General features: G+C 62.1%; 17 protein-coding genes. 2 read left to right on the top strand and 15 right to left on the bottom strand.

Going from position 1 to position 20,685, the window contains the following annotated elements:
• Positions 1-21: 21 nt before the first annotated feature.
• The 6 genes from apaH to lptD all read right to left on the bottom strand — a co-directional run bounded on the left by apaH (position 22) and on the right by lptD (position 6,783).
• Positions 22-873: a bis(5'-nucleosyl)-tetraphosphatase (symmetrical) ApaH gene (apaH, locus tag ACJ8J4_RS15080; RefSeq protein WP_141971002.1), complete on the bottom strand. Its 852-nt coding sequence runs from the start codon at positions 871-873 to the stop codon at positions 22-24.
• A 2-nt stretch (positions 874-875) separates the two neighbouring features.
• Positions 876-1,253 (bottom strand): Co2+/Mg2+ efflux protein ApaG, encoded by a 378-nt coding sequence (gene apaG / locus ACJ8J4_RS15075; protein WP_016929119.1) that lies wholly within the window; start codon positions 1,251-1,253, stop codon positions 876-878.
• A gap of 12 nt (positions 1,254-1,265) precedes the next feature.
• Positions 1,266-2,084, bottom strand: coding sequence for a 16S rRNA (adenine(1518)-N(6)/adenine(1519)-N(6))-dimethyltransferase RsmA (gene rsmA, locus ACJ8J4_RS15070; protein ID WP_197836232.1), 819 nt, complete (start codon positions 2,082-2,084; stop codon positions 1,266-1,268).
• Positions 2,077-3,069: a 4-hydroxythreonine-4-phosphate dehydrogenase PdxA gene (pdxA, locus tag ACJ8J4_RS15065; protein WP_043136304.1), complete on the bottom strand. Its 993-nt coding sequence runs from the start codon at positions 3,067-3,069 to the stop codon at positions 2,077-2,079. The genes rsmA and pdxA overlap by 8 nt, the downstream gene beginning before the upstream one ends.
• Positions 3,056-4,357 (bottom strand): peptidylprolyl isomerase SurA, encoded by a 1,302-nt coding sequence (surA, locus tag ACJ8J4_RS15060; protein ID WP_025301544.1) that lies wholly within the window; start codon positions 4,355-4,357, stop codon positions 3,056-3,058. Before surA ends, pdxA begins: the two co-directional genes overlap by 14 nt.
• A 65-nt stretch (positions 4,358-4,422) precedes the next feature.
• Entirely contained in the window at positions 4,423-6,783 is a 2,361-nt protein-coding gene (gene lptD / locus ACJ8J4_RS15055) for an LPS assembly protein LptD (protein ID WP_043135981.1), read from the bottom strand.
• Positions 6,784-7,011: 228 nt separating this feature from the next.
• On the opposite strand from lptD, the gene djlA reads away from it, so the two are divergent.
• Complete coding sequence (djlA, locus tag ACJ8J4_RS15050) at positions 7,012-7,833, top strand: co-chaperone DjlA (protein WP_025301546.1); 822 nt, start codon at positions 7,012-7,014, stop codon at positions 7,831-7,833.
• 45 nt (positions 7,834-7,878) lie between these two features.
• Here the strand turns inward: djlA and rluA are convergent, their stop codons facing one another.
• The 3 genes from rluA to ACJ8J4_RS15035 all read right to left on the bottom strand — a co-directional run bounded on the left by rluA (position 7,879) and on the right by ACJ8J4_RS15035 (position 14,107).
• Positions 7,879-8,529: a bifunctional tRNA pseudouridine(32) synthase/23S rRNA pseudouridine(746) synthase RluA gene (gene rluA, locus ACJ8J4_RS15045; protein ID WP_043135978.1), complete on the bottom strand. Its 651-nt coding sequence runs from the start codon at positions 8,527-8,529 to the stop codon at positions 7,879-7,881.
• Positions 8,530-8,586: 57 nt separating this feature from the next.
• Complete coding sequence (gene rapA, locus ACJ8J4_RS15040) at positions 8,587-11,493, bottom strand: RNA polymerase-associated protein RapA (RefSeq protein ID WP_197781128.1); 2,907 nt, start codon at positions 11,491-11,493, stop codon at positions 8,587-8,589.
• Between the two features lie 247 nt (positions 11,494-11,740).
• Positions 11,741-14,107, bottom strand: coding sequence for a DNA polymerase II (locus ACJ8J4_RS15035; RefSeq protein ID WP_197781130.1), 2,367 nt, complete (start codon positions 14,105-14,107; stop codon positions 11,741-11,743).
• Between the two features lie 214 nt (positions 14,108-14,321).
• Between ACJ8J4_RS15035 and ACJ8J4_RS15030 the strand changes: the two genes are divergently transcribed.
• On the top strand, positions 14,322-15,092 hold the full coding sequence (locus tag ACJ8J4_RS15030; protein WP_060448171.1) for a DedA family protein: 771 nt from the start codon (positions 14,322-14,324) through the stop codon (positions 15,090-15,092).
• Between the two features lie 26 nt (positions 15,093-15,118).
• Here ACJ8J4_RS15030 and ilvN read toward each other — a convergent pair whose 3' ends face one another.
• From ilvN to thiB, 6 genes are all read right to left on the bottom strand, one after another.
• Entirely contained in the window at positions 15,119-15,412 is a 294-nt protein-coding gene (gene ilvN / locus ACJ8J4_RS15025) for an acetolactate synthase small subunit (RefSeq protein ID WP_016929110.1), read from the bottom strand.
• A 3-nt stretch (positions 15,413-15,415) separates the two neighbouring features.
• Complete coding sequence (gene ilvB / locus ACJ8J4_RS15020; protein WP_197836226.1) at positions 15,416-17,110, bottom strand: acetolactate synthase large subunit; 1,695 nt, start codon at positions 17,108-17,110, stop codon at positions 15,416-15,418.
• A 111-nt stretch (positions 17,111-17,221) separates the two neighbouring features.
• Positions 17,222-17,335, bottom strand: coding sequence for an ilvB operon leader peptide IvbL (gene ivbL / locus ACJ8J4_RS15015; RefSeq protein WP_154747116.1), 114 nt, complete (start codon positions 17,333-17,335; stop codon positions 17,222-17,224).
• An 88-nt stretch (positions 17,336-17,423) separates the two neighbouring features.
• Positions 17,424-18,128, bottom strand: coding sequence for a thiamine ABC transporter ATP-binding protein ThiQ (gene thiQ, locus ACJ8J4_RS15010; protein ID WP_122016520.1), 705 nt, complete (start codon positions 18,126-18,128; stop codon positions 17,424-17,426).
• The gene (gene thiP, locus ACJ8J4_RS15005; RefSeq protein ID WP_197836224.1) at positions 18,115-19,722 is read right to left on the bottom strand and encodes a thiamine/thiamine pyrophosphate ABC transporter permease ThiP; all 1,608 of its coding nucleotides are present in this window, start codon (positions 19,720-19,722) and stop codon (positions 18,115-18,117) included. The genes thiQ and thiP overlap by 14 nt, the downstream gene beginning before the upstream one ends.
• Positions 19,698-20,684, bottom strand: coding sequence for a thiamine ABC transporter substrate binding subunit (gene thiB, locus ACJ8J4_RS15000; protein WP_089180559.1), 987 nt, complete (start codon positions 20,682-20,684; stop codon positions 19,698-19,700). The genes thiP and thiB overlap by 25 nt, the downstream gene beginning before the upstream one ends.
• Position 20,685 lies beyond the last annotated feature (1 nt).

Below are 20,685 nucleotides of genomic sequence, written 5' to 3'. Positions count from 1 at the left end.
CCCTGGGCCGCCTTTATGTTTTCAGGATGCGGCCAGTCTGCCGGCGTGGTCAGGCGCCTCGCCACGGTTGGCGGGCTGCGTGAAGTAACGACGGTCTTCCCAGCGCAGCATCGTCAGATCGCCGCCCCAGCAGCAGCCGGTATCCAGCCCGATCACGCCCTCCGGCGTACCCTTGCCTTCCAGCGAGGCCCAGTGGCCGAAAATGATGGTGTATTCCGGATCCACCAGGCGCGGCAGTTCGAACCACGGCTTCAGCGGCGCCGGCGCGGTGCCCGGCGCATCTTTGCAGATCATGTCGAGCTGGCCGTTGGGGAAGCAGTAGCGCATACGCGTGAACGCATTGGTGCTGAAACGCAGGCGCGCCAGGCCGCTCAGCTCCGGCGACCAGTTGTTCGGCATGTCGCCGTACATGGCGTCGAGAAACAGCGGGTAGCTGTCGCTGCTCAATACCGCTTCCACTTCGCGCGCGCACATTTTCGCGGTGTCGATATCCCACTGAGGGGTGATACCGGCGTGCGCCATCACCAGCTTTTGCTCATCGTCCACCTGTAGCACCGGCTGGCGACGCAGCCAGTTGATCAGCTCGTCGGCGTCCGGCGCTTCCAGCAGCGGGGTGATGCGATCTTTGGGTTTGTTGCGGCTGATGCCGGCGTAGACCGCCAGCAGGTGCAGATCGTGGTTGCCCAGCACCATGCGCACCGCCGGGCCGAGCGAGCGCACGAAGCGCAGCACGTCCAGCGAGGCGGGGCCGCGTGCCACCAGATCGCCGGTCAGCCACAGCCGATCGCGCTCGGGATCGAAAGCAGCCTGAGCCAGCAGCGACTTCAGTTCATCGTAACAACCGTGAACGTCGCCGATAAGGTATGTCGACATAATTAATGGATCAGCGTTGGAATGGCTAAGCGAAACACGGGAATAGCGGTGCGGAATGGCTGACCCTGATGGTCCACCATTTCGTAATGGCCTTCCATGGTGCCCAGCGGCGTTTCCAGAATGGCGCCGCTGGTATACTGAAACTCTCCGCCGGGCGGAATGACGGGCTGTTCGCCGATCACGCCTTCGCCCTGAACTTCGGTTTGGCGGCCGTTGCTGTTGGTGATCAGCCAGTAACGGCCCAGCAGTTGCACGTCGGTCCGCCCCAGATTGCGGATAGTGATGGTATAGGCGAAGACGTAACGCTCTTCTTCAGGGATCGACTGTGATTCCACATAGATGCTCTGAACCTGAATACACACGCGGGGCGAATCAATCATGACAACAACTCCTTATTGCTGCGGCGTCGGATTGGCTGACAGCCAGTTCGCCAGCTTACAGTACTGCGCCACAGAAATATTTTCTGCTCTGAGCGAAGGATCGACGCCCAGCTCCGTCAGCTGCTCCGGCGTGAACAGGTCGCCCAGGCTATTGCGGATGGTTTTCCGCCGCTGGTTGAATGCCTGCGTGGTGATGCGGCTCAGCATGCGCACGTCGCCCACCGGGTTCGGCAGCTCGGTGTGCGGCACCAGACGCACCACGGCGGAATCGACCTTCGGCGGCGGCGCGAACGCGGTCGGCGGCACTTCCAGCACCGGAATGACGTTGCAGTAGTACTGCGCCATCACGGTCAAACGCCCGTAGGCCTTGCTGTTCGGGCCGGCCACCAGACGGTTGACCACCTCTTTTTGCAACATAAAGTGCATGTCGCGGATTGCCTGAGTATAGCTGAAAAGGTGGAACATCAGCGGCGTCGAAATATTGTACGGCAGGTTACCAAATACGCGCAGCGGTTGGCCAGCTTCCTCGGCCAGTTCGGCGAAATTCACCGTCATGGCGTCCTGCTGGTGGATGGTCAGCTTGTCTTTCAGCCGCGGGTGGTTCTCCAGCCGGGTGGCCAGATCGCGGTCCAGTTCGATCACCGTCATGCGGTCCATGCGCGCGCCGACCGGCTCGGTCAAGGCGCCGAGGCCGGGGCCGATCTCGACCACCGCTTCGCCCGGCTGCGGGTGAATGGCGGAGACAATGCTATCGATGACAAACTGATCGGTTAAAAAGTTTTGTCCAAAGCGTTTGCGGGCAAAGTGCCCTTGGTGGACTCTGTTATTCATTACAATTAATTATCATTTTAATGGCGAGATTCAGGGCCGTTTGGAAACTGCCGACATCGGCGGTGCCGGTGCCGGCCAGTTCCAGAGCGGTACCGTGGTCGACCGAGGTGCGTATGAAAGGCAAACCGAGGGTGATATTCACCGCGCGGCCGAACCCTTGGTATTTTAGCACCGGCAGCCCCTGATCGTGATACATCGCCAGCACCGCATCGGCATCTTGCAGATATTTGGGCTGGAACAGGGTGTCCGCCGGCAGCGGGCCGACAAGATGGATGCCGTCAGCGCGCAGCGCGTCGAGCGCCGGGATGATGGTGTCTATCTCTTCGCGCCCCATATGGCCGCCTTCCCCGGCGTGGGGATTCAGACCGCAGACGTAAATGTGCGGCTGGGCGATGCCAAATTTGGTTTTCAGATCGTGGTCGAGGATGCGAATGACTTCGAATAGGCTCTGCTGCGTGATGGCGCCCGGCACCGCCAGCAGCGGCAGATGGGTGGTCGCCAGCGCCACGCGCAGCTCTTCGGTCGCGAGCATCATCACCACGCGATCGCAGCGGCTGCGATCGGCAAAGAATTCGGTATGGCCGATAAACGGCACGCCGGCGTCGTTGATCACGCCCTTGTTCACCGGGCCGGTGATCAGCGCCGCGAACTCGCCGTTCAGGCAGCCGTCGCAGGCGCGCGCCAGGGTTTCCACCACGTAGGCGCTGTTGCCGACGTTCAACTCACCGGCGGTAACCGGGTGAGCGAGCGGGACCGGTAGCACGGTCAGCGTGCCGGCGCGTTGCGCTTCGGCCGGTTGCTGCGGCTGGTAGTCGCGCAGCGTCAGCGGCAGGCCCAAACGTTGGGCGCGTTCAAGCAGCAGGGCCGGATCGGCGCACACCACCAGCTCAACAGGCCAATCCTGTTGCGCCAGCGCGGCTACCAAATCCGGCCCCACCCCGGCGGGTTCGCCGGGGGTAATGACGACGCGTTTATTGCTGTGCATCGCTGCCATCGAGGATCTTCACGTAAGCCTGGGCGCGCTGTTCCTGCATCCAGGTCTGCGCTTCTTCAGCGAACTTACGGTTGAACAGCATACGGTAAGCACGGTCTTTTTGCGCAGCGTCGGTCTTATCCACCTGACGGGTATCCAGCAGCTGGATCAGGTGCCAACCGAAGGAGGAGTGGACCGGCGCGCTGATTTCACCCTTGCTCAGCTTCAGCAACGCATCGCGGAAGGCCGGATCGTAGATGTCCGGGGAAGCCCAGCCCAGATCGCCGCCCTGCATCGCAGAACCCGGATCTTGCGACAGCTGTTTGGCTTCGTCGGCAAACTTGGCGCGGCCGCTCTTGATCGCTTCCGCCACGGATTGCAGTTTGGCGCGAGCCTGGTCGTCGGTCAGCACCACCGAAGGTTTCAGCAGGATGTGACGGGCGTGCACTTCGGTGACCGACACCGACTGGCTGGCGCCGCGAATGTCGTTCACTTTCAGGATGTGGAAGCCGACGCCGGAACGGATTGGGCCGACGACGTCGCCTTTCTTGGCGCTCACCAGACGTTCCGCGAACAGGGTCGGGATTTCTTGCAGTTTGCCCCAGCCCATGTTGCCACCTTTCAGCGCCTGAGAGTCGGCGGAGTAGGTGATCGCCAGCTTGCCGAAGTCGGCGCCGCTGTTGATCTCACCCACCAGACGTTTGGCCAGCTCTTCGGCTTTGTCGACCTGCTGCTGCGACGGGTTTTCCGGCAGCGGGATCAGGATGTGGCTGATGTTCATTTCGGTGTCGCTGCCGTTCTGTGCGCCCACCTGTTTGGCCAGTGCGTCCACTTCCTGTGGCAGGATGGTGACGCGGCGGCGCACTTCGTTGTTACGCACTTCGGAGATCAGCATCTCTTTGCGGATCTGCGCGCGGTAGGTGTTGTAGTTCAACCCTTCGTACGACAGGCGGCTGCGCAGCTGATCGACGCTCATCTTGTTTTGCGCGGCGATGTTGGCGATCGCTTTGTCCAGATCGGCATCGGACACGGTGATGCCCATTTTCTTGGCCATCTGCAGCTGGATGTTATCCATGATCAGGCGTTCGATGATCTGATGGCGCAGCGTCTTGTCGTCCGGCAGTTGCTGGCCGGCCTGCTGGGCGTTGAGCTTGACTGACTGCAACAGACCGTTGACGTCGCTTTCGAGTACCACGCCGTTATCCACGACGGCGGCGACTTTATCCACTTCTTGGGGTGCTGCGAACGCGGCATTGGCGCAAACCACCAATCCGAGAATAAGCGTTCTCCAGTTCTTCATACTTTTCCCATTATGTAATCCGCAAATGCGGGTGAAAGTTCTCGTTTTCAAAGTGTTGCAAAGCGTCAGAATGCGCGCTGATACGGCAGAATGCCGGAGCGCAGCATTTCTGCGGAGCCGAGACTATGATCGCTGCTCAGGCCGCGCAGTTCGACGTTGAACGAAACTCTGTTGTCGTAAACGCTGGTATTGTTGCTGTTGTTCCAGTCGGTGATCTTGCGCTCATAGCCCAGCGTCACCGCCCAGCAGCAGGTGTTGTACTTCAGCCCCACCAACTGATCGGCGGATTGTTTGGCGCGGGTGTCGTAGTAGTACGCCCCGACCACCGCCCAACGATCGGCGATCGGCCAACTGCCGGTGATGCCCACCTGCGAGATGCCGTCCTGGAAGGCCGGAACCGTTTTGGTGTTCAACGCCGTCTGGATATATTCCGGCGTGGCGTAACGGTAGTTCAACTGCACCACGCGCTCGGCGTCCTGGCGGTATTCCACCACGCCGTTGCCCAGCGAGACGCTGTTCAGGCGGGTGTCGTACTGCAGGCCGCCGCGCAGGCCCCAACGATCGTCGATTTTCCAATAGGTATCGCCGGCCCAGGCTACGCTGCCGGTATCGTCGTTGTTGTCGTAACCGGTCATCTGGTCACCGGTACGCGAACGGCTGAAGTAGTAGATTTGACCCACGGAAGCGTTAAAACGTTCAACCAGGGCGTCATCATAAATGCGGGTGGTCAAACCGGTAGAGACGCGGTTCTGCGAAGCGATGCGATCCAGGCCGCTGTAGGTGCGATCGCGGAACAGGCCGGAGTAGTCGGTCTGCAGCAGCGTGGTGTCGTAGGTGTAGATGTTGCTCTGGTCGCGGTACGGCACATACAGGTACTGCACGCGCGGCTCCAGCGTCTGGGTAGCGCCCTCGGCCCAGATCATCGGCCTCTCGAACACCAGCTTGCCGTCGACTTTGAACTGCGGCAGTACGCGGTTGACCGAATCATCGAGCTCCGGCGCGGCAGCGTTTTTGCGGCTCTGGTAGTTGGCCGCGAAACCGTCAGGAATATCCTGCTGGTAGTGGGTCGCCATCACCTTGGCTTCGGTGTTCAGGCTGGCCCAGCCGTTGGTGAGCGGCAGACTCAGCGTCGGCTCCATATGCAGACGGGTGGCGTCAGGGCTATATGGGTTGACGCTGGTGAACTTGGCCGCCTGGCCGTAAATATGGAAGTCGAACGGGCCGAGGTCGTTCTTGTAGTAGTTCAGGTCCAGCTGCGGCTGAACTTTATACGAGTCCGACTGTGAACGATCGGTGTCGTCGTAGATCTGGAACTGCTTGGAGCTCAGCGTGGCGTTCCAGTTTTCGTTGGCGTAGCCGAGGCTGAATTTCTGCGTGGCGTAGCCGTCGGTGGTGGAACCGTATTTGGAGTCCAGATCGGTGAAGTATTTGGAATCGCTGACCTTGGTGTAGTCGACGTTGAAGCGCCATACCTGATCCATGACGCCGTTATGGTTCCAGTAGAACAGCCAGCGTTTGTTGTCGTCATGATCTTTGCCGTATTCCTTGTCGTCCGGCAGCCAGTCGAACTCCATCAGGCCGAGGCCCGGCTGCACCAGATAACGGAACTCGGTCTGCCACTGCAGGCCGCGCTTGGACATATAGTGCGGTGTGATGGTGGCGTCGTAGTTCGGCGCGATGTTCCAATAGTACGGCAACATGAACTCGAAGCCATTGTTGCTGCCGTACTTGGCGTTCGGGATCAGGAAGCCGGAACGGCGCTTGTCGCCGACCGGCAATTGCAGGTACGGGCTGTAGAACACCGGCACGCCGCCGATGCGGAAGCGGGCGTTCCAGATTTCCGCCACCTGCTCTTCGCGATCGTGGATCACTTCGGAACCGACCACGCTCCAGCTGTCGTCGCCCGGCAGGCAGGAGGTGAAGGTGCCGTTTTCCAGGATGGTGTAACGGTTGGCGCCGCGCATTTTCATCTTGTCGGCGTCGCCGCGACCCTGACGGCCTACCATCTGGTAGTCGCCTTCATAGACGTCGGTATCTTTGGTATTCAGGTTCGACCAGGCCTTCGGGCCTTTCAGTTTGATCTGATTGTCGCTGTAGTGCACGTCGCCGGTAGCGGTGACGGTGCGCACCGGATCCGTCTGGCCGGGGTTTTCCGTCTGGTTTAGCTCAACTTCTTTGGCGGTCAGGGTGCTGTTACCCTGCTCGATATGCACGTTGCCGCTGAACAGGGCGCTTTTCGGGTAGTCGGCGCGCGAGTCATCGGCATTGATGGTCACCGGCTGGCTGTTCGGATCGCCGCTGACCAAAGGCTTGTCGTAAACGGGAACGCCAAGCATGCATTGCTCGGCCAGATCAGCCAGCGCATGCTGACTGTAGAGTGCCGTCCAAATCATCGTGGCCAGCAGTGTTGGGAAACTTTTTTTCATACGCGGTTTTGGTGTTCCGTCATCAGAGGCGTCGTGTCCGGCAAACGGTCAGAGACTATATTACTCATCTGCGTTGCGCTAGTGCTAAATCCAGCCGTTTACTTGCGTCGTCGTTAGGCGCAAAGATAAATGACAGGTATGATAATCCAAATTCTAGGAAAAATCGCCTGCGCCCTTTCCTGAAACGGAGGAGAGCGGGCGGCTTTCGGCATGATAATTGAGGAGTATATGCAGTATTGGGGAAAACTGCTCGGCGTCATCGTCGCCATCTGGTCTGGCGCGGGATTCTGGGGTGTAGTTCTGGGGCTGATTATCGGTCATATGATCGATACGGCGCGCAGCAACAAGCGCAGTCGGGGGTTTTTCACCGACCAGCAAACGCGGCAAACGCTGTTTTTCCGCACCACTTTTCAGGTGATGGGCCACCTGACCAAATCCAAAGGACGCGTCACCGAGGCGGATATTCAGATCGCCAGCCTGTTTATGGATCGCCTTCAACTGCACGGCGAAGCGCGCACCGCGGCGCAGCAGGCGTTCCGCGAGGGCAAACAGAGCCAGTTCCCGCTGCGTGAGACGCTGCAGCAGTTCCGCAGTATCTGTTTCGGCCGCTTCGATCTGATTCGGATGTTTCTGGAAATTCAGATTCAGGCGGCGTTCGCCGACGGCTCGCTGCACCCGAACGAACGTCAGGTGCTGTATGTCATCGCCGAAGAGCTGGGCATTTCGCGCGCGCAGTTCGATCAGTTCCTCAGCATGATGGAGGGCGGGCGTCAGTTCGGCGGCGGTCAGCAGGGCGGGTATTCGCAGGGCGGCTATCAGCAGGCTCAGCGCGGCCCGACGCTCGACGATGCGTGCAAGGTGCTTGGCGTGCGCAGCAGCGACGATGCCGCCACCATCAAACGCGCCTACCGCAAGCTGATGAGCGAACACCATCCGGATAAGCTGGTGGCGAAAGGCTTGCCGCCGGAGATGATGGAAATGGCCAAGCAGAAAGCGCAGGAGATCCAGGCGGCGTACGACCTGATCAAACGCGAGAAAGGTTTTAAATAAGCGATGCAAGCGGGCCCGGCATGCCGGGCCCGTTTAACATGGGGCTCAGAAATCCGGCTCGGCGCGAAAGTGCATCGGCGTCTGGAAGGCGGGGTGGGTGATGCGCAACTCCTGCGCGTGCAGCTGCAGCCGCGGCGCCATCGCTTTGGCTTCCGGCGGGGCATAGAAACCGTCGCCGAGGATCGGGTGTCCCAGCGCCAGCATGTGCACCCGCAGTTGGTGCGAGCGGCCGGTGATCGGCGTCAGCTTCACGCGGGTGCTGCCGTCGGCGTCGCGCGACAGCACCCGATATTCCGTCTGCGCCGCTTTGCCGGTATCAAAACACACTTTTTGCAGCGGCCGGTTCGGCCAGTCGCAGATCAGCGGCAAATCCACTAACCCTTCATCATGCGCCATATGTCCCCAAACGCGGGCGATATAGGATTTCTTCGGTTCGCGTTCGCGAAATTGACGCTTTAGCTCACGCTCGGCGGCCTTGTTGAGCGCCACCACGATCACCCCGCTCGTGGCCATATCCAGCCGGTGCACCGATTCGGCGGCCGGATGATCGGCCTGAATGCGGGTCATCAGGCTGTCTTTGTTTTCCGGGGCGCGGCCGGGTACCGACAGCAAGCCGCTGGGCTTGTTGACCACCATGATGTGTTCATCCTGATACAGGATGTGCAGCGGGTCCTGCGGGGGATTGTAGGGTTCCATCTTGGCTCCGCGAAAAGGGCCGAACGGGGAGACGGTGGCCTCCCCGCATCGCGCCGGTTATTGGTGGGTGACCACCACCAGTCGAATGGCGTCGAGACGCCAGCCGGCTTCATTGAGGTTGGCCAGCACCTGACGGCGGTTGAACTCCAGCGTCTCGACTTCGTCGTCGCGGATGTTCGGGTTGACCGCCTTCAGCGCTTCCAGACGCGCCAGCTCGGCGCTCAGCTTGTCGTCCGCCTCTTGCTTCGCCTGTTCGATAAGCTGGCGCGCCTGCGCTTCCACCAGGCTTTCCGCCTGCTGCAGCATGGCGTGCACGTCTTGTTGCACGGCATTGACCAGCTTGCTGGAGGTGTGGCGGTTGACCGCGTTCAACTGGCGGTTGAAGCTTTCAAACTCGACCTGCGCCGCCAGGTTGGTGCCCTTGCGGTCCATCAGCATGCGGATCGGCGTCGGTGGCAGGAAGCGGGTCAGCTGCAGGTGTTTCGGCGCCTGGGCCTCCACCACATAGACCAGTTCAACCAGCAGGGTGCCAACCGGCAGCGCTTTGTTTTTCAACAGGGACACCGCGCAGCTGCCGGTATCGCCGGACAGGATCAGATCCAGGCCATTGCGGATGATCGGGTGCTCCCAACTGACGAACTGCGCGTCTTCGCGCGACAGCGCCTGATCGCGGTCGAAGGTGACGGTGCAGCCGTCCTGCGGCAGGCCAGGGAAGTCCGGCACCAGCATATGATCGGACGGCGTCAGCACGATCAGGCTGTCGCTGCGGTCTTCCTGATTGATGCCGACGATGTCGAACAGGTTGAGCGCGAAGCCCACCAGGTTGACGTCGTTATCCTGCTCGGCGATGGCGGCGGCCAGCGCCTGGGCCTTGTCGCCGCCGTTGGAGTGCATCTCCAGCAGCCGGTCGCGGCCCTGTTCCAGCTGCGCTTTCAACTGATCGTGCTGCTGGCGGCAGGCGTGGATGAATTCGTCGAAGCCTTCCTGCTCGGTCGGCGCGGCCAGATAGCCGATCAACTGCTCGTAGCAGCTGTCGTAGATGGTGCGGCCGGTCGGGCAGGTGTGTTCGAAGGCGTCCAGCCCCTCGTGGAACCAACGGCCCAGCACCGCCTGCGCGGTGTGCTCCAGGTAAGGCACCATGATCTGGATATCGTGCATTTGGCCGATACGGTCCAGACGGCCGATACGCTGTTCCAGCAGATCCGGGTTGAACGGCAGATCGAACATCACCAGCTGGCTGGCGAACTGGAAGTTGCGGCCTTCGGAGCCGATCTCGGAACACAGCAGCACCTGCGCGCCCTCCTCTTCGGAGGCGAAGTAGGCGGCGGCGCGGTCGCGCTCGATGATCGACAGCCCTTCGTGGAACACCGCGGCGCGGATCGCTTCACGCTCGCGCAGCACCTGCTCCAGCTGCAGCGCGGTGTCGGCTTTGGCGCAGATCACCAGCACTTTTTCGTTACGGTTGGCCAGCAGGTAGTCCAGCAACCACTCGACGCGCGGGTCGAAGTTCCACCAGGTGGCGTTTTCGCCTTCGAATTCCTGGTAGATCTGCTCCGGGTACAGCATGTCGCGCGCGCGCGCTTCGACGGACTTCTTGGCACCCATGATGCCGGAGACTTTGATCGCGGTCTGATACTGGGTCGGTAATGGCAGCTTGATCTGGTGCAGGTTGCGGTGCGGGAAGCCCTTCACGCCGTTACGGGTGTTGCGGAACAGCACGCGGCTGGTGCCGTGGCGATCCATCAGCATGGAAACCAGCTCCTGGCGCGCCTGCTCGGCGTTGTCGCCTTCGCTGTTGGCCGCTTTGAGCAGCGGTTCGATGTCCTGCTCGTCGATCAGCTCGCCCAGCAGGTTCAGCTTGTCGTCGGCCAGGCGTTCACCGCTCAGCAGCAGGGTGACGGCGTCGGCCACCGGACGGTATTTCTGCTGTTCGGCGACGAACTCGCCGTAGTCGTGGAAACGGTTCGGATCGAGCAGGCGCAGGCGCGCAAAGTGGCTCTGTTGGCCCAGCTGCTCCGGGGTGGCGGTCAGCAGCAGCACGCCGGGGATATGCTCGGCCAGCTGTTCGATCACCTGATATTCGCGGCTCGGCGCTTCTTCACTCCAGGCCAGGTGGTGCGCTTCATCGACCACCAACAGATCCCACTGGGCGTCCGCCAGCTCTTCCAGGCGCTGCTTGTTGCGGCGCACGAAGTCCAGCGAGCAGATCACCAGCTGTTCGGTCTCGAACGGGTTGCTGCTGTCGAGCTTGGCTTCGGCGTAGCGGCTGTCGTCGAACAGCGAGAAGTAGAGGTTGAAGCGGCGCATCATCTCCACCAGCCACTGGTGCTGCAGCGTTTCCGGCACCACGATCAGCACGCGTTCGGCGCGGCCCGCCAGCAGTTGCTGGTGGATGATCATGCCGGCTTCGATGGTTTTGCCGAGGCCGACTTCGTCCGCCAGCAGAACGCGCGGCGCATGGCGCTGGCCGACTTCATGAGCGATGTGCAGCTGGTGCGGGATCAGGCTGGCGCGCATGCCGCGCAGGCCGGCGAACGGCAGCCGATACTGCTCGCTCTGGTATTTGCGCGCGCGGAAACGCAGCGCGAAACGGTCCATGCGGTCGATCTGGCCGGCGAACAGACGATCCTGCGGTTTGCTGAAGGTCAGCTTGCTGTCCAGCAGCACTTCGCGCATCGCCACGCCGCCTTCCTGGGTGTCCTGGCGGGTGCCGATATAGGTCAACAGACCGTTTTCCTCTTTCACCTCTTCCACCTGCAGCTGCCATCCCTCGTGGCTGCTGACGGTATCGCCCGGGTTGAACATCACGCGGGTGATCGGCGAATCATTTCTGGCATAGAGGCGGTTTTCACCGGTGGCGGGGAAAAGCAGGGTAACCATGCGCGCGTCCAGCGCCACGACGGTGCCCAGTCCTAATTCGCTTTCCGTATCGCTGATCCAGCGTTGACCAAGAGTAAAAGGCATATATTGTCGGCTCGATTCTTTGTAAGTAAGTCTTGTTACCGGGCGGGAAGGGCCGCGGCACCTGTACTGAACATCGGTTAATCCCGGTTTGTTTTAAATTTGACGGGCAATAGCCGTTCACGCCATGCAGACGTCGCGAGACGGCAGGGCTAAGCGTGGTTCAGTTTTGGGAAGGGCGCTATGGTAATGGAAGGCGGCGCGTTCGTCACCTGCAAAACCGGATGATTTTTCTTAACCTGGCGCAATCTCAAAACAGCCCCATCTGCCCGGTGACCAGCGTAGTGAAATCGTCGTGCAAGAAAGGGAGTATAGCGTCTGCCACCGGTTGCAGCTGGCGTTCGAGGTAATGCTGATAGTCGATGGGCGAATGGCGGGTTTCCAGCGGTTCCGGCCCGGCGACGGTCATCACGTAGCTGATCCAGCCGCCGTTCTGATACTGCAGCGGCCGCCCCTGGCTGCGGTTGTAGTCGTCGGCGATGCGTGCGGCGCGGGCGTGCGGCGGCACGTTGCGCTGATAGTCGTCGAGCTTCCTGCGCAGCCGTTTGCGGTACACCAATTGATCGTCGAAGTCGCCGTTCAGGGTTTTGCCGACGTAGTCGCGCACGTAGTCCTGGTAGGGTTGCCGTTTGAAGATGCGCTGATAGAGCTGCTGCTGGAACTCCTGCGCCAGCGGCGTCCAGTCGGTGCGCACCGTTTCCAGGCCTTTGTACACCATTTCTTCCTGGCCGTCGGCGCGCGCGATCAGGCCGGCGTAGCGTTTCTTGCTGCCCTGCTCGGCGCCGCGAATGGTCGGCATCAGGAAGCGGGAATAGTGGGTTTCGAACTCCAGCTCCAGCGCGTTCTCCAGCCCGAACTGCTGCTGCAGATGCTGTTGCCACCAGGCGTTGACCCGTTGCACCAGCGCCCGGCCGATCTGCGCGGCCTGCTGCTCGTCATGCGGCTGTTTCAGCCAGACGAAGGTGGAGTCGGTGTCGCCGTAAATCACCTGATAGCCTTCGGCTTCGATCAGCTCGCGGGTTTGGCGCATGATCTCGTGGCCGCGCAGGGTGATCGACGACGCCAGCCGCGGATCGAAGAAGCGGCAGCCGCTCGATCCCAGCACGCCGTACAGCGCGTTCATGATGATCTTCAACGCCTGCGACAGGGGCTTGTTGTGTTGGCGCTTGGCGGCCTCGCGCCCCTGCCAGATCTGCTCGACGATCGCCGGCAGGCAGTGTTTGCTGCGCGAGAAGCGGGCGTTGCGAAAGCCGGGCACCGAGTCGGCGTCGCTGGGGTGGCGCATGCCTTCCACCAATCCTACCGGATCGATCAGGAAGGTGCGGATGATCGACGGGTACAGGCTTTTATAGTCCAGTACCAGCACCGAATCGTACAGGCCGGGCTGGGAGTCCATCACAAAGCCGCCGGGGCTGTGCTCCTCCGGCTGTTCGCCGAGGTTGGGGGCAACAAAGCCCAGGCGATGCATGCGCGGCATATAGAGGTGGCTGAAGGCCGCCACCGATCCGCCGCTGCGATCGGCCGCCAACCCGGTGACGGTGGCGCGCTCCAGCAGGAAGTTGAGCAGATCGGCCTTGGCGAAGATGCGCGTCACCAGCTCGCAGTCCTTCAGGTTGTAACGGGCCAGCGCCGGCTTGTCTTCGGCGAAGCGTCGGTCGATCTCCGCCATGCGCTGATAAGGGTTGTCGATAGCCTTGCCTTCGCCCAGCAGTTCCTGCGAAACGTATTCCAGGCTGAAGGAGGGAAAATTCCAGGTGGCGGATTTCAGCGCCTCGATGCCGTCGATGATCAGGCGGCCGGCGGCGGCGGCGAAAAAGTGATTCTGCTTGAAGCCATGCTCGCGCCACTCCAGCAGGTTGCCGCCGCGCCCCAGCCGCAGCGGGATTTGGTAGCGTTCGGCGTGCTTTTGCAGCACCCGCAGATCGAACTGTACCAGGTTCCAGCCGATGATGGCGTCGGGATCGTGACGCTCCAGCCACGCGTTCAGCCGTTCCAGCAACTGAGGACGGCTGGCGCAGTATTCCAGATCGAAATCCAGGGGCTCATCGCCGCCGTTGGCCGGCCCCAGCATGTAGACCTGCCGCTGGCCACAACCTTCCAGCGCGATGGAGTAAAGCTCGCCGTGGGCGGTAGTTTCGATATCCAGCGACACCAGCCTGAGCGCCGGGCGGTAGTCCGGTGCCGGCTTCATCTGGCCGCTGAGCAACGGCCCATCGCCGTTGCCCTGGCCGTTGAACCACACCGGCGCGGTAATGAAGCGTTCCATCAGGTAGCGCTCGGGCGGGCGAATGTCGGCCTCGTAGACCGCAACGCCGCCTTCCCGCAGCAGCTTTTCCAGCTTGATGAGCTGACGGTGCTGGCGGCAGTACAGCCCCAGCATCGGGCGGTGATGAAAATCCGTCAGCGCCAGCGGTTTCAGTTCCACCTGCCGCTCTTCACGCAGCAGCAGTTCCGCGCGCTGCCTTTGTTCGGCGGGGATAAACGCCACCGAGGTCTGCGGCGGCAAGCGCAGTTGGCGCGGGCCTGCGTCGGTCGCCAGCCAAAATTCGACCTCGGTGCCGGCGGGCGTGTCGCGCCAGTGGCGAGTGAGCAGGAAACCCTGTTGCAGTGCTGTCATAACCCCTTCGTTTTCCACCGGGCGGCGTGTGCGACGTTCAGCGTGATGTCGGTTTTGGCGCTAATATAGATATATTATAGTATGGGTTTTTATACAGTGATTGTCCATCGCCGCGCGCGTTGCCAAATACGCATACAATTCATCGATTGACTCGCCAGCGGCGGCGCTGGAAAATCCTCCGCCCCGTTTGGCCCGAATAATCCGCAGAGGTGTAATGGAAGCCTATTTACAAGATTTGATCACCCAGTCACTGGCTTTCACCCTGATGGTCGTTCTGCTGGTCGCTTTTCTCGAGTCGCTAGCGCTGGTGGGGCTGCTGCTGCCCGGCACGGTGATGATGGCCAGCATCGGCGCGCTGATCGGCAGCGGCAAAGTGGACTTTTACTACGCCTGGGCGGCGGGGATCGTCGGCTGCCTGCTTGGCGACTGGATCTCCTATTTCGTCGGCCGCGCCTTTAAGGGGCCTTTGCACCGCTGGTCGTTCCTGAAAAAGAACAAAGCATTGCTCGACAAAACCGAACATGCCTTGCACCAGCACAGCATGGCGACCATTCTGATCGGCCGCTTCGTTGGCCCGACGCGCCCGCTGGTGCCGATGGTGGCCGGCATGCTCGATTTGCCGCCGTACAAGTTCGCGTTGCCGAACATCATTGGTTGCCTGACCTGGCCGCCGGTCTATTTCTTCCCCGGCATCCTGGCGGGCGTGGCGATCGACATTCCCGCCGGCGCCAACAGCGCGATGTTCAAGTGGTTGCTGCTCGCTGCGGCGCTTACCCTCTGGCTGGCGGTGTGGCTGAGCTGGCGCTGGTGGCGTGAGGGCAAGCGCAACGCCGATCGGCTGAGCCGTTGGCTGACGCCGCTGCGGCTGCGCGTGGTGTGCGGATTGAGTTGGCTGGCGGCGTTGGCGGTCGGCTATCTGCTGAGCCAACAGCCGCTGATGCCGGTGTACCGGCACCTGCTGTGGAAAGTGCTGGCCGGGCAATGATTGCGGGGGCGTAAGCCCCCTTCGTATCACTGGAAGAAGGCTTCCAGCTGTTCAAATACCCGCACGTCTTCGCTGTGGCGCTTCACCTGCAGCACGTCTTCCAGCTTTTCTACCTGGCTTATCATTTGCTCCAGCCGCTGATCGTCGGCGACCAATAGCCAAATGCGGCTCTGCTGGCCGTCCTTCAGCGGCAGACACAGAATGCCTTCGACGTTGAACGCGCGGCGGGCGAACAACCCACAAACGTGCGACATGACGCCGGGATGGTTGCGCACGGCCAGCTCCAGGATCACCTGGGGTTTATCTTGTGGTTGCAGCATGGCTTATTCTCCAATCATGTCGATGTTGGCGGCGCCCGGCGGCACCATCGGGAACACTTTTTCGTTGATGTCGATCAGCGCGTGGATCAGGCAAGGACCCGGGCGTTGGATCGCTTCGGCCAGCGCGGCCTGCGGATCTTCCGCGGCGTTCAGATCGCAGGTATCCAACCCGAATCCGGCGGCGATCTTCAGAAAGTCGGTGCGCTTCGGATAGGCGGCGGCGAAGATGCGCTGCTGGTAGAACAGGGTTTGCTGCTGGTGCACCAGCCCCAGCGCCTGGTTGTTCATCAAAATGATTTTCACGTCCAGATCGTGTTCGACGGCGGTGGCCATTTCCTGAATGTTCATCATCAGGCTACCGTCGCCGGAAAAGCACAGCACTTTACGCTCGGGCTCCGCCAGCGCCGCACCGATCGCCGCCGGCAGACCGAAGCCCATGGTGCCCAGGCCGCCCGACGTCAGCCACTGGCGCGGCCGGCTCAGCGGATAGGCCTGCGCCACCCACATCTGATGCTGGCCCACGTCGGTGGTGATAATGGCGCTGTCGTCCAAGCAGCGCGCGGCGGCCAGCACCAGGCCGTAATGGCTCAGCGGATCGTCGGCGTTCGGCATGTTGAACGGGAATTCGCGTTTCAGGTCGTTGACGGTGTTCAGCCATGCGCTGCGTGGCTGCGTGTCGATCTGCGGCAGCAGCTGTTCCAGCACCTGGCCGACGTCGGCATGGATTGCCACGTTGGCCTGTTTGACCTTGCCCAGCTCGGCGCGGTCGATATCCACGTGAATGATGGCGGCGTTAGGGCAGAACTGCTCGGTTTTGCCGATTGCCCGATCGTCGAAGCGTGCGCCCAGCACGATCAGCAGATCGGCCTCCTGCAGAATGAAGTTGGTGCTGCGCGCCGCGTGCATGCCCAGCATGCCCAGCGACAGCGGGTGTTCCACCGGCATCGCGCCCAGCGCCATCAGCGTCATGGTGGTAGGCAGACCGGCGCGCTCGGCCAGTTCCACCGCCTGGCGGTGAGCGTCGGCGCAGATGATGCCGCCGCCCAGGTAGAGGATCGGGCGTTTCGCCTGGTTGATCATCGTGGCGGCCTGAGAAACCAGCGCCGGATCGAAGCTCGGAGCGGCGTCCGGCACGGCGATCGGCGGCAGTTCTTCCAGGGTAATGGTGGCGGTTTGCACGTCTTTCGGCACATCGATCCAGACCGGGCCGGGGCGGCCGGACTCGGCGATGCGGAAGGCGTCGCCAATCACCTGCGGCAGTTCGCGGATATCGCGCACCAGATGGTTGTGCTTGGTGATCGGGATGGAAATGCCGTAGGTATCCACTTCCTGGAAGGCGTCAGTGCCGATCATCGAGGAGGGCACCTGACCGGTGATGCACACCAGCGGAATGGAGTCGAGCTTGGCGTCGGCGATAGCGGTGACCAGGTTGGTGGCGCCCGGCCCGCTGGAGGCGATGCACACCGCCGCCTTGCCGTTGGCGCGCGCCATGCCTTGCGCCATAAAGCCCGCGCCCTGTTCGTGGCGCGCCAGCACGTGGTGAATGCGGGTGCTTTGGCTCAGCGCGTCATACAGCGGCAGCGCCGCACCGCCGGGGATGCCGGCGACGGTGGTGATGCCCTGACGTTCCAGCAAATGAACGATCAATTGTGCGCCGGTGAAGCGGGTACTCGATTGAGGCGTGCCCGAAGTTGCCATGTTCCTGTCCTTTCTCAAGGCCGGTGAGCTTTGCTGGGCAGGGTGCTAAAACAAGAAACCCCGCCCGGTTTGCGCCGGCGGGGTTTGGGAATCGATGCGTTGATTCGGACCCTACGGCGCATTGCCGACGACCACCACCACACGCACGACGACCACCGCGGCTGGTAGCGCGGTAACTAGTAGGGTCGAAGTCAGCGAGGATGCGATCACAGGGAACCTTATCATCAGTAAAAAAAGTCAGGTTTTTATAAAAACACAGGCGCAAAATTCGCACAACAGGTTTATTGGCGCAGCATAAAAAACGCGCGTCAGATCACGCTTTACCCGAAATGCCCAGCACGCGCGCTTCCGGTGCGCTGCCGTCCAGCAGGGCCTGCGTCGGGCCGTCGTAGTAGATGCGGCCGTCGACCACCAGCAGCGTGCGCGGTGCGATGCGTGCGGCGTCGTCGAGATTGTGCGACACCATCAGCAGCGTCAGATTACGCTGTTCGCACACCGTCTGCAGCAGCTGCAACATCTCGTTGCGCAGCGCCGGATCGAGCGCCGAGAAGGGCTCGTCGAGCAGCAGGATCGGCCGTTGGCGAATCAAACAGCGCGCCAGCGCGGCGCGCTGACGCTGGCCGCCGGAAAGCTGCGACGGCAGGCGCTCCAGGTGCTCCTCCAGGCCGACCTGACGGGCGATATGCGCCCGCTGTTGGCGCTGCTGTTCAGTCAAGTGCAGACCGGGATCCAATCCCAGCCCGATGTTCTGCGCCACCGTCAGGTGCGCGAACAGGTTGTTCTCCTGAAACAGCATCGACACCGGCCGTTTGGCCGGCGGCGTTGCGGTATGATCTTCGCCGTTCAGCAGCAGCCGGCCGCTGGCCGCCGGCAGAAAACCGGCGATCAGGCTCAGCAGGGTGCTTTTACCGGCGCCGCTGGGGCCGAGCACCGCGACGCGCTCGCCCGGCTGGATGCGCAGATCAAAGCGCATCGGCAGGTGTTCATACAGGTAGGTCAGTTTTTCAAGCGTCAGCATGGCGCCCCGGTAAGCGTTCGATCAGGGTAAACAGCAGGAAGCACAGCAGCAGCAGCAGCAGCGCGGTCACCGCCCCGTCGTTGCTGCGGTAGGCGCCAATCTGCTGATACAGGTAAAAAGGCAGGGTACGGAAATGCTCATTGCCAAACAAGGCGACCACGCCGAAATCGCCGATCGACAGCACGCAGGCGAAGGCCAGCGCCTGCGCCAGCGGGCGGCGCAGGGCGCGTAGTTCGATCAGCCGCAGCCGCTGCCAGCCGCGGATATCCAGCGACAGGCACAGCGGGTTGTAACGTTCGGCGAGGTCGCGCATCGGGTTCTCCAACACCTTCAGCGCATAGGGCACCGCCATCAGCGCATTGGTGAGGATCACCAGCGCATAGGGCGACTGCGGCAGCCCGATCGTATCGCTCAGCAGCAGGAAGAAGCCAGTGGCCAGCACGATGCCCGGCATCGCCAGGATCACCATGCCGCTCAGCTCCAGCGCCTGGCCGCCGCGCAGTTGCTGTCGCAGCTTCAGCTCGCGGCTGCTCCACAGCAGCATCATCGTGAGCGCCACGCACAATAGCCCGGCGCCGAGGGCGATGCGCAGCGACGTGAACAGCGCCTGCCACAGCACCGGCTGGCGCAGCACGCTGACGACGGCCTGATTGGCGCCGTCGGCAATCACCGCCAGCAGGGGCGGCAGCAGCAGCAGCAGCGCGGCGGCGATCAGCAGAAAATCGCTGATGCGCCGCCACCGGCTGTCTTCCGGGTTGCGCCAGCGCTGGGCGTGGGTATGCCCTACCGGCAATGCCTGGCTCAGGCGTTGGCTGATCAGCACCAGCCCCAGACAACAGCCCAGTTGGATCAGAGCCAGCAGGGCGGCGCGGCCCAGATCGTAGTCGTAACTCAGCGCCTGGTAGATCGCCAGTTCGATGGTGGTGGCCTGCGGTCCGCCGCCCAGCGACAGCACGGTGGCGAAGCTGGCGAAACACAGCATGAAGATCAACGCGCCGCTCGGCAGGATCTGGCGGCGCAGCGCCGGCCATTCGACGAAGCGGAACTGCTGCCAGCCGCTCATACCCAGTTGGGCGGCCAGTTGGCGCTGCTCCACCGGAATGTTCTCCAGCGCCTGCAGCAACAGGCGGGCGGCCAGTGGCAGGTTAAAGAACAGGTGCGCCAGCAGAATGCCCTGCAGCCCGTAGGGCGAGAAGCCATATTCGACGCCCAGCCAGCCGCACAGCGTCGCCAGCCAGCCCTGGCGCCCATAGACGCTGAGCAGGCCGAACACCGCCACCAGCACCGGCAGCACCAGCGTCATGGCGCACAGCCGCAGCAACAGCTGCCGGCCGGGGAAACGGCGGCGATAGAGCGCGCGCGCCAGCAGAACGGCGGGCAGCACCGAAATCAGCGCTGACAGCAGCGCCTGCCAGAAGGTGAAGCGCACCACGTGCCACAGGTAGCTGTCCTGCCACAGGCCGCGCCAGTCGCTGTCCGGCGCATGGCGCCACAGCGAGCCCATCGCCAGTGCGGCGACCAGCAGGATCACGCCGGCGGCCAGCAGCCCCGGCCAGAGCCAGCGGGGGATCAGCGGCTGACGGCGGTTTGCCATGCCCGGATCCAACCGCCGCGTTGTGTGGCCACCTCTTCGGCGCTGTATTGCAGCGCGGTCTGCGGCACGTTCATCTGCTCAAAGCCGACGGGCAGCGGGGTGTTGATCACCGGATACATCCAGTTGCCGGTCGGGATGGTGTTCTGGAACGCCGGCGTCACCATGAACCGCATGAAACGCTCGGCCAGCTCAGGCTGTTTGGCGGCCTTCAGCTTGCCCGCCACTTCCACCTGCAGGTAGTGGCCTTCGCTGAACGTGGCGGCGGCGTAAAGGTCTTTTTTCTCTGCGATCAGGTGATAGGCGGGAGAAGTGGTGTAGCTGAGCACCAGATCGCCTTCGCCTTTTAGGAACAGGCCGTAGGCCTCGCTCCAACCTTTGGTGACGGTGACGGTCTTCTTCGCCAATTGCTGCCAGGCGGCCGGCGCCTTGTCGCCATACACTTTTTGCATCCACAGCAGCAGGCCGAGGCCCGGCGTGCTGGTGCGCGGATCTTCGTAAATCACCTTCCAGTCGCGATCGCTGCTGATCAGCTCCTGCAGGCTCTTCGGTGGATTCTTCAGTTTTTCTTTGTTGTAGACGAAGGCGAAGTACCCGTAGTCGTAAGGCACGAAGGTCGTATCCTGCCAGCCGCCCGGCACCGTCAGTTTGGCGGTGTCGACGCCGCTCGGCGCGAACAGGCCGGTTTGCTGCGCCGCCTGCAACAGGTTGTTGTCCAGTCCCAGCACCACGTCGGCGGCGCTGTTCTTGCCTTCCATGCGCAGGCGGTTGAGCAGTGAGACGCCGTCTTCCAGCGCCACGAACTTCAGCTCACAGTCGCACTCGGCTTCGAAGGCTTTTTTTACCGCCGGGCCAGGGCCCCAGTCGGCGGCAAAGGAATCGTAGGTGTAAACCGTCAGCGTCGGCTTGGCGAACACCGGCGCAGCGCATAGCAGCAATAAGCAGGGCAGATATTTTTTGACCACG

The sequence above is a fragment of the Serratia sp. CY47280 genome (assembly GCF_052168655.1).
GTDB lineage: Bacteria > Pseudomonadota > Gammaproteobacteria > Enterobacterales > Enterobacteriaceae > Serratia > Serratia bockelmannii.
Note: the sequence above shows the minus strand (reverse complement) of the source record. Positions and strands in the feature narration are given on the sequence as shown.

What these genes read in the sequence shown, in the direction of transcription:
- surA (WP_025301544.1), bottom strand. Translation starts at nt 4,357, where the DNA reads ATGAAGAACTGGAGAACGCTTATTCTCGGATTGGTGGTTTGCGCCAAT.
- ACJ8J4_RS15030 (WP_060448171.1), top strand. Translation starts at nt 14,322, where the DNA reads ATGGAAGCCTATTTACAAGATTTGATCACCCAGTCACTGGCTTTCACC.
- apaG (WP_016929119.1), bottom strand. Translation starts at nt 1,253, where the DNA reads ATGATTGATTCGCCCCGCGTGTGTATTCAGGTTCAGAGCATCTATGTG.
- thiQ (WP_122016520.1), bottom strand. Translation starts at nt 18,128, where the DNA reads ATGCTGACGCTTGAAAAACTGACCTACCTGTATGAACACCTGCCGATG.
- lptD (WP_043135981.1), bottom strand. Translation starts at nt 6,783, where the DNA reads ATGAAAAAAAGTTTCCCAACACTGCTGGCCACGATGATTTGGACGGCA.
- djlA (WP_025301546.1), top strand. Translation starts at nt 7,012, where the DNA reads ATGCAGTATTGGGGAAAACTGCTCGGCGTCATCGTCGCCATCTGGTCT.
- apaH (WP_141971002.1), bottom strand. Translation starts at nt 873, where the DNA reads ATGTCGACATACCTTATCGGCGACGTTCACGGTTGTTACGATGAACTG.
- ACJ8J4_RS15035 (WP_197781130.1), bottom strand. Translation starts at nt 14,107, where the DNA reads ATGACAGCACTGCAACAGGGTTTCCTGCTCACTCGCCACTGGCGCGAC.
- rluA (WP_043135978.1), bottom strand. Translation starts at nt 8,529, where the DNA reads ATGGAACCCTACAATCCCCCGCAGGACCCGCTGCACATCCTGTATCAG.
- rsmA (WP_197836232.1), bottom strand. Translation starts at nt 2,084, where the DNA reads ATGAATAACAGAGTCCACCAAGGGCACTTTGCCCGCAAACGCTTTGGA.
- thiP (WP_197836224.1), bottom strand. Translation starts at nt 19,722, where the DNA reads ATGGCAAACCGCCGTCAGCCGCTGATCCCCCGCTGGCTCTGGCCGGGG.
- ilvB (WP_197836226.1), bottom strand. Translation starts at nt 17,110, where the DNA reads ATGGCAACTTCGGGCACGCCTCAATCGAGTACCCGCTTCACCGGCGCA.
- pdxA (WP_043136304.1), bottom strand. Translation starts at nt 3,069, where the DNA reads ATGCACAGCAATAAACGCGTCGTCATTACCCCCGGCGAACCCGCCGGG.
- rapA (WP_197781128.1), bottom strand. Translation starts at nt 11,493, where the DNA reads ATGCCTTTTACTCTTGGTCAACGCTGGATCAGCGATACGGAAAGCGAA.
- ivbL (WP_154747116.1), bottom strand. Translation starts at nt 17,335, where the DNA reads ATGATAAGGTTCCCTGTGATCGCATCCTCGCTGACTTCGACCCTACTA.
- ilvN (WP_016929110.1), bottom strand. Translation starts at nt 15,412, where the DNA reads ATGCTGCAACCACAAGATAAACCCCAGGTGATCCTGGAGCTGGCCGTG.